The organism is Burkholderia sp. Bmkn7, from assembly GCF_041103175.1.
In the GTDB taxonomy this organism is placed as follows: domain Bacteria; phylum Pseudomonadota; class Gammaproteobacteria; order Burkholderiales; family Burkholderiaceae; genus Burkholderia; species Burkholderia cepacia.
The window spans coordinates 2,271,361-2,284,224 of sequence record NZ_JBGCUH010000002.1 but is presented as its reverse complement, the minus strand read 5'-3'; the positions used below and the strand labels follow the sequence as shown (position 1 = coordinate 2,284,224).

Here is a 12,864-nt window from a genome sequence, read left to right as displayed (position 1 = left end):
CTCAGAAGTGATAGGTCGCCGTGGCCAGCACGTAGTCGCGATCCGCGAGCGGGCGCGTGACCGGGTTCGGCGAGCCGAGGAACTTCGCGTAGACGAGCGACAGCTGCAGGTTGCTCAGGCGCGTGAACGTCACGCCGGCCGTCACGCGGTGGTCGCCCTGGCCCGTCAGCGAGCCGAGCGCGCCGGCGAGCGGCGACGTGCCCGTCAGGTCGTGCGTGTAGGTCAGCGGCACGTCGAGATCCCAGCCGTTGAACACGTTCTTGTAGCTGAGCGTCCACGCGATCTCCATCGCGAGCGCGTTGCGCGAATTCGCGAGCGTGGTCGACCCGCCTTGCTCCGAGATGCTGCCCGCGTGCACGTACGTGAGTTCGCCGATCAGCGACTGCGAATTCGCGAGGAAACTCGGCCCGATCGAGTAGATGCCGGACAGGTTGGTCTGCAGCACGTTCGCGCGCGTCGACTGCGGGCCCATCGCGGTATTGACGAGCACGGCCGCGCCCTGGCGGTACGACACTTCGCCCGCGACGTTCACGGGGCCGACCTGCGTCGAGAAGCTCGCACCGGTCAGCTTGATGTTGTTGAAGTAGGTCTGCTGGTACTGGAGCGTCGGGAAGTACGTCGTGACGACACTGGGGTTCATGTCGTTGTAGTGCAGGTGATACACGCCCAGCTCGGTGTCGCCGAACACGCGGAAGCGCGCGCCGATCCCCCACTGGTTGCGTGCGCTCGGCTTGTCGTCGGCGCCGCGCGGAATGATCATCCCACCCGGGCCGATGATGAACTGCGCGCCCGGGCCAACCACGTCCGAATAGCTCCAGTAGGTGCCCGGCGCGGTGAGGCGGTTCTCCTTGAACGCGAACTGGTAGTACGCGAGCAGGCTGAAGTTCGGCGTGATCTGCCACTGCGTCGAGATCTGCGGCACCGGCAGCAGGATGTCCTTCACCTCGGCGCCGGCCATGTACGACTTGGTCGCGTCGGCGGGGCCCTGCGCGCCCGCGATGTTCGGGAAGAACAGGCTTTCGCCCCACGCGACCACTTGATCGCCGACCTTCACGTTCAGGCTCGTCGAGCCGATGTGGAACGTGTTGTACGCGTACGCGGCGAGCAGCGTCGTGTGGCCGCCCGACCAGTAGCGAGCGTCGCTCGTGAAATTGTTGTACTGGCCCGACTGGTTCACGGTGCCCGGCGCGTCGTTGTAGTTCGGGCGGTGGTACGCCTGGTCGTAGAACGTGTCGGCCCGCACGAACACACCCCAGTCGTCGTGCTTCAGGTTCACTTCGCCGAGCAGGCTGACCTGGTTCTCGATCAGCTTGTTCTTCGCGAAGTTGCGATCGCCGTCGTCGCCGTTGATGTTCGCCGGCGTGAGGAGATTGCCGCTCGGTGCGCGGGTGCGCATGCCGAGGCCGTAACTGAGCGTGAACGTGTAGTCCAGCGTCGTGTCGGCGCCCAGCTCGATCGTGCTGCCGGCGTGCGCGTCGGGAACGGCGCACGTCAGCAGCGCGGCGGCCAGCGTCGACAGCGTGGCGGTTGCCCGCTTGCCGGTACGGCGCGAAATCCGTTGATGCATGGTGTCTCCTCTTGGGGGTATCGACGACGGTCGACTATGTGTTGTCGTGAGAGGCAGAGTAGGGAGATCGCGGTAGCAGGGAATCGTCAAAATGAACTAGATGACTTCCCTAGGACTGGCAACGATCGCGCGAGGCCGCGTGCGCGGCGCGTGTCATCGCGCGTTCGCCTGTGCCGCCGACAGGAACGCGGGCCGTTCGCCGCCGCCGTCGAGCCGGAGGTTCGCGCCCGACGTGTACGACGCGTCGGGCGACGCGAGAAAGAGGCACGCGGAGGCAACGTCGTCGGGTGTCGCGAGGCGGCCGGCGGGAATCGTCGCGCGGATCGCGTCGAGCGCATCGTCGTCGCCATAGTGGCCTTCGGTGGCCGATTCCGTCTGGACGAGGCTCGGGCTGATTGCGCACACGCGCACCCGCGGCGCCCACTCGACCGCGAGCGACGTGACCGCATTGACGAGGCCCGCTTTCGCGGCGCCGTACGCGGCCGTGCCGGGCGACGGCCGCGACGCGCTGACGCTCGCGATGAACAGCATCACGCCGCCCTCGGGCTGCGGCTGCATGATCGCGTTCACGCGCTGCGCGAGCTGCAGCGGTGCGATCAGGTTCAGCCGCACGATCGATTCGGTGAAGCGCGGCGACGCATCGGCTGCAAGCGCGAACGGCGAGCCGCCCGCGTTGTTGACGAGCACGTCGAGGCCGCCGGCCTCCGCGCGGATGGTTGCGAGCATCGTGTCGACCTGCTCGATGTCGCGCAGGTCGGCCGCGACGAATGCCGCCGTGCGGCCGCCGGCCGCGGGCGGCGTGTCGGGCGCGCTGCGTCCGCAGACGAACACGCGCGCGCCCGCCGCGAGAAACCGTTCGGCGATGCGCCGCCCGATGCCCTTGGTGCCGCCCGTCACGAGCACCGTCTTGCCGCTGTAGTCGAATCCGTTCATCGTCTGCCTCCGTTTCGGTGGGCCGATGATAGGAAGAAGCGCGCGCGGCTTCGTAGTCTGAAAGGACGATGCCGGCCGGCTCCGGCGACGCAATCATCGTGGTCAGGCATCCATCGAACGACGAAGGAGACAACCCGCGATGACGATCCCCACGACGCCGCCGGCCGGCATCTTCACCGACGTGCCGGGCGGCCTGCGCCTGCACCATTACGAGGCGGGCGAGGGCCGGCCCGTGGTGTTCATCCACGGCAGCGGCCCGGGCGCCAGCGGTTTCAGCAATTTCAAGCACAACGTGCCCGCGTTCGCGGCGGCCGGCCATCGCGCGATCGTCGTCGACCTGCCGGGCTACGGGCAGTCGTCGAAGCCGTCCGACGTCGCCTATACGCTCGATTTCTTCGTCGGCGCGCTGCATGCGCAACTGGACGCGCTCGGGATCGGGCCGGCCGTGCTGCTCGGCAACTCGCTCGGCGGCGCGATCGCACTCAAGTACGCGCTCGATTACCCGGACGAAGTCGACGGGCTGATCATGATGGCGCCGGGCGGCGTCGAGGATCGCGACACCTATTTCCGGATGGAGGGCATCCAGCGGATGGTGAAGCTGTTCACCAATCGCCAGATGAATGACGACACGATGCGCGAGCTGCTGACGCTGCTCGTGCACGATCCGGCGATCGTCACCGACGCGCTCGTGGCCGAGCGGATGAAGGTGTGCGTCGAGCAGCCGACCGAAGTGTTGTCGACGATGAGCGTGCCGAACCTGACCGGTGCGCTCGGCGACCTGCGCTGCCCGGTGCTGGGTTTCTGGGGAACGGACGACCGATTCAATCCGGTCGGCGGCGCGCTGAAGTTCCTCGAACACTGTCGCGACGCGCGTTTCGTGCTGATGAACCGGTGCGGCCACTGGGTGATGGTGGAACACGCCGACTATTTCAATCGGGAATGCCTCGATTTTCTTGCGGCGCGGAATACGCGATAACGCCGGATGCCCGCGAGGGCCTGCCCCGATGCGGGCGGGCCGTCTGAACACATACATGGAGACGACATGAAGCTCATCGAAGACCTGTTCGACCTGCGCGGCAAGGTGGCCGCGATCACCGGCGGCGCGCGCGGCATCGGCGCGGAGACCGCGCGCACGCTGGCCGCGGCCGGGGCGAGCGTCGCGATTCTCGACGTGCTGTCGCAACCGGCGGAAGCGCTCGTCGAGGAGATTCGCGCGCAGGGCGGCCAGGCCGCGTTCTGGGCGCTCGACGTGACGCAGGAGGCCGACGTGGCGCGCGTGTTCGGCGAGATCGTCGCGCGCTTCGGGCGCCTCGACGTGCTCGTCAACAACGCGGGCATCGAAGGCCACAACGTGCCGACGCACGAGCTCACGCTTGCGCAGTGGCAGCGCGTGCAGGACGTGAACGTGAACGGCGTGTTCCTGTGCACGCGTGCCGCGATTCCGCACATCGACGCGGCCGGCGGCGGGTCGATCGTGAACCTGTCGTCGATGTACGGGATCGTCGGCGGCCCCGATGTGCCCGCGTATCACGCGTCGAAGGCCGCGGTGCGGATGATGGCGAAGGTCGATGCGATGCTGTACGCGGCGAAGAACATCCGCGCGAACTCGGTGCACCCCGGCTATATCCGCACGCCGATGCTCGAGGACGCGTTCCGCCAGATGGGGCAGGACCCGGACAACGTGTTCGGCTACCTGCAGACGCACGTCCCGATGGCGAAGATCGGCAGCCCGCGCGACATCGCGGCCGGCATCCTGTATCTCGTGTCGCCGGCCGGCCGTTACGTGACGGGCGCGGAGCTCGTGATCGACGGCGGTTATACCGCGCGCTGACGCGGCTATCGCACCACAAGGGAGACGCGCAGTTGAAAGTGCTCGTGGCAGTGAAACGCGTGGTCGACGCGAACGTGAAGGTCGGCGTGAAATCCGACCGGACGGGCGTCGACATCGCGAACGTGAAGATGTCGATGAACCCGTTCGACGAGATTGCGGTGGAGGAGGCCGTGCGGTTGAAGGAGGCCGGTGTCGTGACCGAAGTGGTCGCGGTGTCGGTCGGCGTCGCGCAGGCGCAGGAAACGCTGCGCACGGCGCTGGCGATCGGCGCGGATCGCGCGATCCTCGTCGAGTCGAACGACAGCGTAGAACCGCTGGGCGTCGCGAAGGTGTTGAAGGCGCTGGTCGACAAGGAGCAGCCGTCGCTCGTGATTCTCGGCAAGCAGGCGATCGACGACGATTCGAACCAGACCGGGCAGATGCTGGCCGCGCTGGCCGGTTTGCCGCAGGCGACGTTTGCATCGAAGGTGGTGGTAGCCGACGGGCGTGCGACGGTTGCGCGCGAAGTCGACGGCGGCGCGGAAACGCTGTCGCTGACGCTGCCGGCCGTGGTGACCACCGACCTGCGTTTGAACGAGCCGCGCTACGTGACCTTGCCAAACATCATGAAGGCGAAGAAGAAGCCGCTCGAGATTGTGCAGCCCGGCGACCTTGGCGTGGATGTGACGCCGCGTTTGAAAGTGCTCAACGTGAACGAGCCGCCGAAGCGCGCAGCCGGCGTGAAGGTGTCGGACGTGCAGACGCTGGTCGCGAAGCTGAAGACCGAAGCCAGGGTGCTGTAACAGGGAACGCAACGAAATGACGATTCTGGTAATTGCGGAACACGACAACGCATCGATCAGGGCCGCGACACTCAATGCGGTCGCGGCTGCGCAGGCGCTCGGCGCGGCAGGCGGCGGTGACGTGCATGTTCTGGTCGCGGGCCACGACGCGCAAGGCGCGGCCGATGCGGCAGCGAAGATCGCGGGGGTATCGAAGGTGCTGCTGGCCGATGCGCCGCAGCTCGAAGCGGGCCTCGCGGAAAACGTCGAGGCGACCGTGCTGAACATCGCGAAGAACTATTCGCACATCCTCGCGCCTGCGACTGCGTACGGCAAGAACATCGCGCCGCGTATCGCCGCGAAGCTGGACGTCGCGCAGGTCTCCGAGATCACGGCGGTCGTGTCGGCCGATACCTTCGAGCGCCCGATCTACGCGGGCAACGCGATCGCGACGGTGCAGTCGAGCGACCCGATCAAGGTCATCACGGTGCGCGCGACGGGTTTCGATCCGGTTGCAGCGGAAGGCGGCAGCGCGGTGGTCGAGAAGATCGAGGCGGCGGCAGACGCCGGCAAGTCGCAGTTCGTGAGCCGTGAAGTGACGAAGCTGGACCGTCCGGAGCTGACGAGCGCGAAGATCATCGTGTCGGGCGGCCGTGGTCTGGGCAGCGGCGAGAACTACACGAAGGTGCTGGAGCCGCTGGCCGACAAGCTGTCGGCGGCGCTCGGCGCATCGCGCGCGGCAGTCGACGCCGGCTACGTGCCGAACGACTACCAGGTCGGCCAGACCGGCAAGATCGTCGCACCGCAGTTGTACATCGCGGTGGGCATCTCGGGTGCGATCCAGCATCTGGCCGGCATGAAGGATTCGAAGGTGATCGTCGCGATCAACAAGGACCCGGAAGCGCCGATCTTCAGCGTGGCCGACTACGGCGTGGTCGGCGACCTGTTCGCGCTCGTGCCGGAAGCGGTCGCGGCGCTCTGACGATGCCGCTGTTCGAATTCAACGGGATGCGGCCGCGCGTCGATCCGTCCGCGTACATCGACCCGAGCGCGGTCGTGATCGGCGACGTGACGATCGGCGCGCGCTGCTACATCGGCCCGCATGCGAGCCTGCGCGGCGACTTCGGTGCGATCGTCGTCGAGGACGGCAGCAACGTGCAGGATGGCTGCGTGCTGCACGTCGGGATCGGCGAGACGTGCCGCCTCGGCGTCAACAGCCACATCGGTCACGGCGCGATCGTGCATGGCGCGACGCTCGAACCCGACACGATGATTGGAATGAATGCGGTCGTGATGGACGGCGCGACCATCGGCGCCACGACGATCGTTGCCGCGTGCGCATTCGTGAAGGCCGGCTACGACGTGCCGCGCGGCGTGCTGCTCGCGGGCATGCCGGGGCGGGTCGTGCGTCGGCTGAGCGACGCGGAGATCGACGCGAAGGCGAACGGCACGCGGATTTATCAGCAGCTGGCAGCGGATTGCCTGAGGACGATCAGGCGGATCGACGCGTGAGCGAAAGGCATCCGGGGGCAGGATGCGACGGATTGCCGGGCAGGTTGCCGTTGCCGTAAGATCGGCACTGGCTTTCCACCGGCATTCGCGTCACATGAAAAAGAACGTCCGTTTGCGGCTCACGGTCATCGCGTCGGCTTTTGCTGTCTACAGCGTTTATATGCACATCCAGCAGCTCATCAGCGGCTGCGTGTGGGTCAGGGGCCATCAGCGCTGCAGCTTCGAAAACAGCGCGAATTTCGAAGGCTGGATGGATCTCGACCTGATGATCGCCTGTTGCTGGGTCGCCGCGGCGGTGGTGGGCTGGATTTCCGTCGTGCAGGCCACGAAGAAGCCGGGTTGAAGGCGGGCACTTCCATCGCGCGAATCCGGTTTCTGTCAATCCGTGACAACGATCATCGGCGCCGCGCCGTCCGCGATCGACACGCATCTGCGGCTGCTCGAGGAAGCGATCGGCGTATCGTTGCTCGAGCGCGCGCCGCGCGGGTTGCGGCCGGCCGGCGTTGTGCTTTTCCCCTCCGCGCCGGGATAATGATCCGGCGTCGCGCATGCTGCGCGAGGAGAGGCTCCCATGCAATTTCCGACGGGATCGGTGGTCGCGCTCAGTTCGGCCGCCGCGACGATGTTTTCGATGGGCATGCTGTTTCTCGGCTACTGGGGATTGCACGAACCGTTGCCCTGGCGGTTCGGCGATTACGTCGTGATCGTGCTCGCGCTCGCGGGTTTCGCGTGCCTCGCCAGCGTTCCGTTTCTCGCGACTTCGCCGATGAAGACTGCCGGCGACGAGTCGCGGATGCTCGTCGCGCGGCGCGTGTTTCTGTGCGGCGCAAGTGCCGTGTGGTGTGCGATCGTCGCGTCGCTGGTCGTGTGACGTGCGGGCGTGACGTCTGGATCTGAGCGGCCGTCCGCGAGCCGGTCGACGCGACATGCGCGACACCGGAATTCGCGGGTTTCTCCTGCCGTATCGGTCATCCGTTCCCGCTTTGATTTCCCCGATGCCGTGCACTAGATTCGAAGCGTTCATGTGTTACAGCGCGCGAGGTGAAGCCATGACGCCGTGGGAGATTCAGGGCACCGAAATGATGAGCTGCAATTGCTCATACGGATGCCCTTGCCAGTTCAATGCACCGCCGACGCACGGCGGATGCGAAGCAATGGGTGCGATTTCGATCGACAGCGGCCACCATGGCGACGTGGTGCTCGACGGCGTCAGGATCGCGGTCGTGTTTCAGTGGCCGGGGGCGGTCCACGAAGGCCGGGGCAAGTGTCAGCCGATCGTCGACGAGCGCGCGAGTCCGGCGCAGCGCGAAGCGGTGCTGAAGATCATGACCGGTCAGGATACCGATCCGTTTGCGACGATGTTCGCGGTATTCGCGTCGACGCTCGAGCACGCGTTCGAGCCGATCTTCACGAAGATCGATTTCGACGTCGATGTCGATGCGCGGCACGGCCGGATTCATGTCGACGGCGTGTTCGACGTCGCGGGCGATCCGATCCGCAACCCGGTGACGGGTGCCGAGCATCGCGCGCGGATCGACCTGCCGAACGGTTTCGAGTACGAACTCGCCGAGATCGGTTCGGGCACCGGGCGCTCGCAAGGCAACATCGTGCTGAACCTCGACGGAACCTATGCGCAGTTCGCGCGGCTGCACCTGAACAACCACGGGCTGATCCGGCATCGCGCGGCGGCATGACCCCGTTCGACACCTGGCTCGGGCGCGAGCGCGTCGTCACGCTGCTCGGCATGGCCGCGCTCGTCGGCGTGTGCTGGTTCTACCTGTGGACCGGCGCAGGCACCGGCATGTCGGCGCTGCAGATGACGGCGATCGCGCTCTTTCCGCATCGGCTGACGGGCGACATGGGCAGCATGGATCCGTCGCTGCCGACCGTGATCGTGATGTGGTGGGTGATGATGATCGCGATGATGACGCCCAGCGCGGCGCCGCTCGTGATGCTCTACCGGCGTGTGCTAACGCATCGCGGCGCGGACGGTGCGGCGGCTGCGTTGACGTCGCTGTCGCTGCTGGCCGGCTATCTGGCCGCGTGGTTCGCGTTCTCGGTCGGCGCGGCGTTGCTCCAGGAACTGCTGCAGCCGGCCGGGCTGATCTCCGCGATGATGCTGTGGTCGAAGAGTGCGGTGCTTTCCGCGGCCGTGCTCGCGCTGGCCGGGCTCTATCAATTCTCGCCGCTGAAACGTGCATGCCTTCGGCAATGCCGCGCGCCGGCCGCCTTTCTGGTTGCGCACTGGCGTCCGGGCATCGCCGGCAGTTTCCTGCTCGGTGCGCGACACGGGATGTATTGCGTCGGGTGCTGCGGGTTGCTGATGGCGCTGCTGTTCGTCGGCGGCGTGATGAACGTCGTGTGGATCGCCGCGCTGTCGGTGTTCGTGTTCGCGGAAAAAATCCTGCCCGGCGGCGAGCGCGCCGGGCGCGTGCTGGGCGTCGTGCTGATCGCATGGGCCGGTGCGACGTTGTTCGTTTGAGCCGGGCATCCACGTCGCGGCTTCGATGAACAACGGGAATGTCGTCGGGGCTGCGGGGGGCGATCGATGAAGACCTGCTTTCACGCTTTCGCCGCGTGGTGCGCGGCGGCAGTCGTCGCGATGCCGGCGTTCGCGGGCAGCGACATGCCTGCGATGAGCATGGGGAGCTCGAAGATGTCGGCGCCGGATGCGGCGCTGACCGATGCCGAGGTCAAGGAGATCGATGCCGGGCGCGGGCTGGTCATGTTGAAGCATGGCCCGCTCGACAACGTCGGGATGCCGCCGATGACGATGGCGTTCAAGGTCGAGGATGCTGCGATGCTGACGTCGCTTCATGTCGACGACAAGGTCAGGGTGCGGGTCGAAAGCGTGAACGGCACGCTTACGATCGTGAAGATCGTGAAGCGTCCGTGACGACGCGTGGCATGTGCAATGTGCCGGGACCGGCGGTGTGCGGTCCCGGCCGTTTTTTTTGGAGTCGTGCTACGTAACGCCGGATCGGTGTTACGTCGGTGCTGCCGGAACGCACGGCCGGATTGAACGCCGCGGGTGGAGGCGCGGGCGATGTGCTGCGCGGGAGTATGGCGTCGGCAGGGGCGCTGCGGTGCGGCGGCGGGATCGTTCCCGGAACCGACGGGCATGGCACGGTAGATGCTTGCAGGAAGGATCGCGCTGAATTGCAGACGGGGGCTTCCATGCAAAATCATTTCATCAAGGCGAACGTTGCGCTCGCCGCGATTGCCGCGGCGTGTGCGCTGGCGGCGTGCGGTGGCAGCGATGTCACGGCGCCGAAGCCGGGTGGCAACAACATCGGAACGAGTACGAGCGGGACGGGTGGGACGAGCGGGACGAGTGGGACTAGTGGGACGAGTGGGACGAGTGGGACGAGTGGGACTAGTGGGACTAGTGGGACGAGTGGTACGAGTGGAACCAGCGGCACGAGGGGGACCAGTGGCACGAGCGGAACCAGCGGCACGAGTGGGACCAGCGGCACGAGCGGAACCAGCGGCACGAGCGGAACCAGTGGCACGAGCGGAACGAGCGGAACGAGCGGAACGAGCGGAACGAGCGGAACGAGCGGAACGAGCGGAACGAGCGGAACGAGCGGAACGAGCGGAACGAGCGGAACCGGCGGCACAAGCGGCACCAGCGGAACCCCCGGCACGAACGGCATCATCAGTTCCGTCGGGGCGGTCGTCATGGCCGCCGGCGCCACGATCAGTGAAGCGAATCCGCCGGGAGTGGGCAACGGCGTGACCACCGGCCTCGGCAACACGGTCACGGGCGTGGGCACGATCATCCGCGACACGTCGAACGCCGTGAGCAACGGCATCGGCCAGACCGGTTTCACGGCGAACCCCGTCGGCACGACGGTCGCCGGGCTCGGCTCCATCGTCGGCTCGGTCAGCAATCCGGTCGCCGGCCTCGGCGACACGGTGAAGGCGCTCGGCACCGGCCCGCTGTCGCCATTGGCGCCGCTCACGACCCCGGTCGGCGGCCTGCTCGACACCGTGTCCGGCGGCATCAAGACGGGCGGCACCATGCTCGGCTCGGCCCTGTCGTCGGCCCCGGTCCAGCAGACGACGCAGGCGATCAGCACCGCGATCACGCCGCTCGTCACGACCGTCGGCCAGGTCACGCAGCAGGTCGGCACGGCGACCGGCCTCGGACAGCCGGTCGCGGGCCTGCTCGGACAGATCGGCGGCGCGATCACGTCGGCGGGATGGAAGGTGACGTCCACGTCGCCCCAGCCGCTGGTCGGCGGCGTCGGCGGGCTCGTTCGCGCGGTCGGCAACACCGTGACCAATGTGGGCGGCCTCGTGAACCCGAGCGGCGCGAACGGCGCGGTGCCGGTGGCGGGCCTGGTGACGAGCGTGGTCGGCGGCATGCCGGCGACGGTTCACAACGGTTCCGCGACCGGCGCGGATGGCGGCTCGCCGCTGGGGGCGCTCGCTAATCCGCTCGCGCCCATCACGGGGCTGGTGGGCGGCCTGCTTGGCGGCGTGGCCGGCAAGTAGCCGATCGGTCCGGATCGTCACGGCGGTAACCGGCCAGATGAAGTTTGGCCTCCGGTTACCGCCGGCGGGTTTCCTGATGGTCTTCTGCGGAAAGCGGACCGGGCGGGGCCGCTCGATGCGTCAATCGCGAACGATGTCGCGCGGCGACGGCGGCCGCGCCAATCCGCGTGCGGGCAGCGGCGTCGACATCACGATCGACGTGCGTGTTTCGCCGTACAGGTTGATGCGTTCGATCAGTTGTTCGAGATGGGTCATGCTGATCGCGACGAGTCGCATCACATACGAGTCCGCGCCCGTCACGTGATGGCATTCGACGACTTCGGGAATCGTCTCCAGCAACCGGAGGAATTTCGCTTTCGCCGGTTGCGGCACCGTGATGCCGATCAGCGCGCTGACCGGATAGCCGGCGGCGGCAGGATTGATCCGCGCGGTGTAGCCCTCGACGACGCCGGCCGCTTCGAGGCGCTTCACGCGCTCCGTCACCGCCGGCACCGACAGGTGCACCTGGCGCGCCAGCTCCGTGTAGCTGATGCGGCCGTTGGCCTGCAACAGCGCCAGTACCTTCCAGTCCAGATCGTCCATCGCGGTGGAATTTTTTAAGGTGGAGCCGTCATTTTTCCTTAAAAACCGCATTCAGCGATGACCGGACTTTCCCTACGATGCCTGTTCAACGCGTCACATGTCGCAAGGAGCAGGCGATGCTGTTCATCAAGTCCGTCGTAATGGGGCTGTCGATCGCGGTGCCGGTCGGCCCGATCGGCATGCTGTGCATCCAGCGCAGCCTGAGCCGCGGTTTTCAGGCGGGATTCGCGACGGGCGTCGGCGCCGCGTGCGCCGATGCGATCTATGGCCTGCTCGGTGCGCTCGGCATCGCGGGTATCGTCACGGCGTTCCCGATGCTGACCGTCGGGTTGAAAATCGCCGGTGGCGCATTTCTCGTGTGGCTGGCGTGGACCATCGCGCGCCAGGCGCCGGCCGCGTCGACGGCGCAACGCGACCTGCCGCGCACGACCGTCCTGCGCGACTTCCTGACGACGTTCGGCCTGACGCTGTCGAACCCGATGACGATCCTGTCGTTCGTCGGGATCTTCGCGGCGCTCGGCCCGCTGACGGGAGCGCGGGAAGGCGCGATGTGGCCGGCCGTGGCGCTGATGGTCGCCGGTGTGTTCATCGGCTCCGCGATGTGGTGGCTGTGCCTGAGCGGTACGACCGCCGCGCTGCGCACGCGGATGTCGTTCGCGTTCATGCACGGGCTGTCGCGTGTGTCGGCCGCGGTCGTCGCGGCGTTCGGCGTGATTCAGGTGGTCGCGGGCGTGCGCGCCGTCATTTAGGCCGATGCGTCGCGCGCATCGCGCTGCGACCGGATCGCGTCGATAGTCGTCCGGATATGCGCGAGCAACTCGACTAACACCGCCTTCCTGAAAAACTGGTTCATCCGCGTGCTGACGACGAGATCGGCCGGCAACGCGTCGATCGCACGCTGAACCGACAGCAGATCGTCGGCGAGCCGTGCCAGCGCGGCGCTATCGAGCGTGCTCACGGCAACCGCGATCTCGTCCGGCCAGAAACCGAATGCGTCGATGCCGCAGCACTCGGCGACACAGTCCGTCTCCAGTGCATCGATCAACGACATGACCCCGGCCAGACAGGGATCGATCGCGACCGCCTGCGCCTGCCCGCCCGACAGATCGCCGAATGCGATCCAGCGATCCGGGCCGATGCCGATGTCGTCCTTGTGGGGTTTGCCGTTCATCGTCCGA

The 12,864-nt window shown here is 67.0% G+C and carries 17 protein-coding genes; 13 read left to right on the top strand and 4 right to left on the bottom strand.

From position 1 onward, the window contains the following. Position 1 precedes the first annotated feature (1 nt). Both AB3K92_RS16130 and AB3K92_RS16125 read right to left on the bottom strand, forming a co-directional pair. Positions 2-1,567, bottom strand: a complete 1,566-nt coding sequence (locus AB3K92_RS16130) for a DUF1302 domain-containing protein (protein WP_021159453.1) — start codon at positions 1,565-1,567, stop codon at positions 2-4. 153 nt (positions 1,568-1,720) lie between these two features. Next, positions 1,721-2,500 carry an SDR family oxidoreductase gene (locus AB3K92_RS16125; protein WP_193093921.1) on the bottom strand — a complete coding sequence of 260 codons (780 nt, stop codon included), beginning with the start codon at positions 2,498-2,500 and terminating at the stop codon, positions 1,721-1,723. Positions 2,501-2,639: 139 nt separating this feature from the next. On the opposite strand from AB3K92_RS16125, the gene AB3K92_RS16120 reads away from it, so the two are divergent. From AB3K92_RS16120 to AB3K92_RS16065, 12 genes are all read left to right on the top strand, one after another. Further along, complete coding sequence (locus tag AB3K92_RS16120; RefSeq protein ID WP_048025117.1) at positions 2,640-3,476, top strand: alpha/beta fold hydrolase; 837 nt, start codon at positions 2,640-2,642, stop codon at positions 3,474-3,476. A gap of 66 nt (positions 3,477-3,542) precedes the next feature. Beyond that, positions 3,543-4,331, top strand: a complete 789-nt coding sequence (locus AB3K92_RS16115) for an SDR family NAD(P)-dependent oxidoreductase (RefSeq protein ID WP_021159456.1) — start codon at positions 3,543-3,545, stop codon at positions 4,329-4,331. A 32-nt stretch (positions 4,332-4,363) separates the two neighbouring features. Beyond that, positions 4,364-5,113: an electron transfer flavoprotein subunit beta/FixA family protein gene (locus tag AB3K92_RS16110; RefSeq protein ID WP_369465417.1), complete on the top strand. Its 750-nt coding sequence runs from the start codon at positions 4,364-4,366 to the stop codon at positions 5,111-5,113. 16 nt (positions 5,114-5,129) lie between these two features. Beyond that, positions 5,130-6,074, top strand: coding sequence for an electron transfer flavoprotein subunit alpha/FixB family protein (locus AB3K92_RS16105; protein ID WP_192389359.1), 945 nt, complete (start codon positions 5,130-5,132; stop codon positions 6,072-6,074). 2 nt (positions 6,075-6,076) lie between these two features. Next, positions 6,077-6,604 (top strand): transferase hexapeptide repeat family protein, encoded by a 528-nt coding sequence (locus AB3K92_RS16100; protein ID WP_175925280.1) that lies wholly within the window; start codon positions 6,077-6,079, stop codon positions 6,602-6,604. Positions 6,605-6,698: 94 nt separating this feature from the next. Continuing rightward, positions 6,699-6,947, top strand: coding sequence for a hypothetical protein (locus AB3K92_RS16095; RefSeq protein WP_042978349.1), 249 nt, complete (start codon positions 6,699-6,701; stop codon positions 6,945-6,947). A gap of 42 nt (positions 6,948-6,989) precedes the next feature. Continuing rightward, complete coding sequence (locus AB3K92_RS16090; protein ID WP_124922708.1) at positions 6,990-7,136, top strand: LysR family transcriptional regulator; 147 nt, start codon at positions 6,990-6,992, stop codon at positions 7,134-7,136. A 39-nt stretch (positions 7,137-7,175) separates the two neighbouring features. After that, a complete protein-coding gene (locus tag AB3K92_RS16085; RefSeq protein ID WP_021164379.1) occupies positions 7,176-7,475 on the top strand; it encodes a hypothetical protein in 300 nt (99 codons plus the stop codon). 178 nt (positions 7,476-7,653) lie between these two features. Further along, the gene (locus tag AB3K92_RS16080) at positions 7,654-8,298 is read left to right on the top strand and encodes a DUF1326 domain-containing protein (RefSeq protein WP_059588880.1); all 645 of its coding nucleotides are present in this window, start codon (positions 7,654-7,656) and stop codon (positions 8,296-8,298) included. Next, positions 8,295-9,086, top strand: a complete 792-nt coding sequence (locus tag AB3K92_RS16075) for a DUF2182 domain-containing protein (RefSeq protein ID WP_318828156.1) — start codon at positions 8,295-8,297, stop codon at positions 9,084-9,086. The genes AB3K92_RS16080 and AB3K92_RS16075 overlap by 4 nt, the downstream gene beginning before the upstream one ends. Before the next feature lie 66 nt (positions 9,087-9,152). Further along, on the top strand, positions 9,153-9,500 hold the full coding sequence (locus AB3K92_RS16070) for a copper-binding protein (RefSeq protein ID WP_318828155.1): 348 nt from the start codon (positions 9,153-9,155) through the stop codon (positions 9,498-9,500). 281 nt (positions 9,501-9,781) lie between these two features. Beyond that, the gene (locus AB3K92_RS16065) at positions 9,782-11,104 is read left to right on the top strand and encodes a collagen-like triple helix repeat-containing protein (protein WP_369465416.1); all 1,323 of its coding nucleotides are present in this window, start codon (positions 9,782-9,784) and stop codon (positions 11,102-11,104) included. A gap of 120 nt (positions 11,105-11,224) precedes the next feature. Here the strand turns inward: AB3K92_RS16065 and AB3K92_RS16060 are convergent, their stop codons facing one another. Further along, positions 11,225-11,686: an Lrp/AsnC family transcriptional regulator gene (locus AB3K92_RS16060; RefSeq protein WP_027791696.1), complete on the bottom strand. Its 462-nt coding sequence runs from the start codon at positions 11,684-11,686 to the stop codon at positions 11,225-11,227. Positions 11,687-11,802: 116 nt separating this feature from the next. Here AB3K92_RS16060 and AB3K92_RS16055 point away from each other — a divergent pair, with 116 nt between their 5' ends. Continuing rightward, positions 11,803-12,435, top strand: a complete 633-nt coding sequence (locus AB3K92_RS16055) for a LysE family translocator (RefSeq protein ID WP_369465415.1) — start codon at positions 11,803-11,805, stop codon at positions 12,433-12,435. Here the strand turns inward: AB3K92_RS16055 and AB3K92_RS16050 are convergent. Beyond that, a complete protein-coding gene (locus tag AB3K92_RS16050) occupies positions 12,432-12,857 on the bottom strand; it encodes a DUF6331 family protein (RefSeq protein ID WP_369465414.1) in 426 nt (141 codons plus the stop codon). The genes AB3K92_RS16055 and AB3K92_RS16050 overlap by 4 nt on opposite strands. Positions 12,858-12,864: the final 7 nt, after the last annotated feature.

What these genes read in the sequence shown, in the direction of transcription:
- AB3K92_RS16120 (WP_048025117.1), top strand. Translation starts at nt 2,640, where the DNA reads ATGACGATCCCCACGACGCCGCCGGCCGGCATCTTCACCGACGTGCCG.
- AB3K92_RS16060 (WP_027791696.1), bottom strand. Translation starts at nt 11,686, where the DNA reads ATGGACGATCTGGACTGGAAGGTACTGGCGCTGTTGCAGGCCAACGGC.
- AB3K92_RS16130 (WP_021159453.1), bottom strand. Translation starts at nt 1,567, where the DNA reads ATGCATCAACGGATTTCGCGCCGTACCGGCAAGCGGGCAACCGCCACG.
- AB3K92_RS16075 (WP_318828156.1), top strand. Translation starts at nt 8,295, where the DNA reads ATGACCCCGTTCGACACCTGGCTCGGGCGCGAGCGCGTCGTCACGCTG.
- AB3K92_RS16105 (WP_192389359.1), top strand. Translation starts at nt 5,130, where the DNA reads ATGACGATTCTGGTAATTGCGGAACACGACAACGCATCGATCAGGGCC.
- AB3K92_RS16065 (WP_369465416.1), top strand. Translation starts at nt 9,782, where the DNA reads ATGCAAAATCATTTCATCAAGGCGAACGTTGCGCTCGCCGCGATTGCC.
- AB3K92_RS16080 (WP_059588880.1), top strand. Translation starts at nt 7,654, where the DNA reads ATGACGCCGTGGGAGATTCAGGGCACCGAAATGATGAGCTGCAATTGC.
- AB3K92_RS16085 (WP_021164379.1), top strand. Translation starts at nt 7,176, where the DNA reads ATGCAATTTCCGACGGGATCGGTGGTCGCGCTCAGTTCGGCCGCCGCG.
- AB3K92_RS16050 (WP_369465414.1), bottom strand. Translation starts at nt 12,857, where the DNA reads ATGAACGGCAAACCCCACAAGGACGACATCGGCATCGGCCCGGATCGC.
- AB3K92_RS16055 (WP_369465415.1), top strand. Translation starts at nt 11,803, where the DNA reads ATGCTGTTCATCAAGTCCGTCGTAATGGGGCTGTCGATCGCGGTGCCG.
- AB3K92_RS16125 (WP_193093921.1), bottom strand. Translation starts at nt 2,500, where the DNA reads ATGAACGGATTCGACTACAGCGGCAAGACGGTGCTCGTGACGGGCGGC.
- AB3K92_RS16115 (WP_021159456.1), top strand. Translation starts at nt 3,543, where the DNA reads ATGAAGCTCATCGAAGACCTGTTCGACCTGCGCGGCAAGGTGGCCGCG.
- AB3K92_RS16095 (WP_042978349.1), top strand. Translation starts at nt 6,699, where the DNA reads ATGAAAAAGAACGTCCGTTTGCGGCTCACGGTCATCGCGTCGGCTTTT.
- AB3K92_RS16100 (WP_175925280.1), top strand. Translation starts at nt 6,077, where the DNA reads ATGCCGCTGTTCGAATTCAACGGGATGCGGCCGCGCGTCGATCCGTCC.
- AB3K92_RS16070 (WP_318828155.1), top strand. Translation starts at nt 9,153, where the DNA reads ATGAAGACCTGCTTTCACGCTTTCGCCGCGTGGTGCGCGGCGGCAGTC.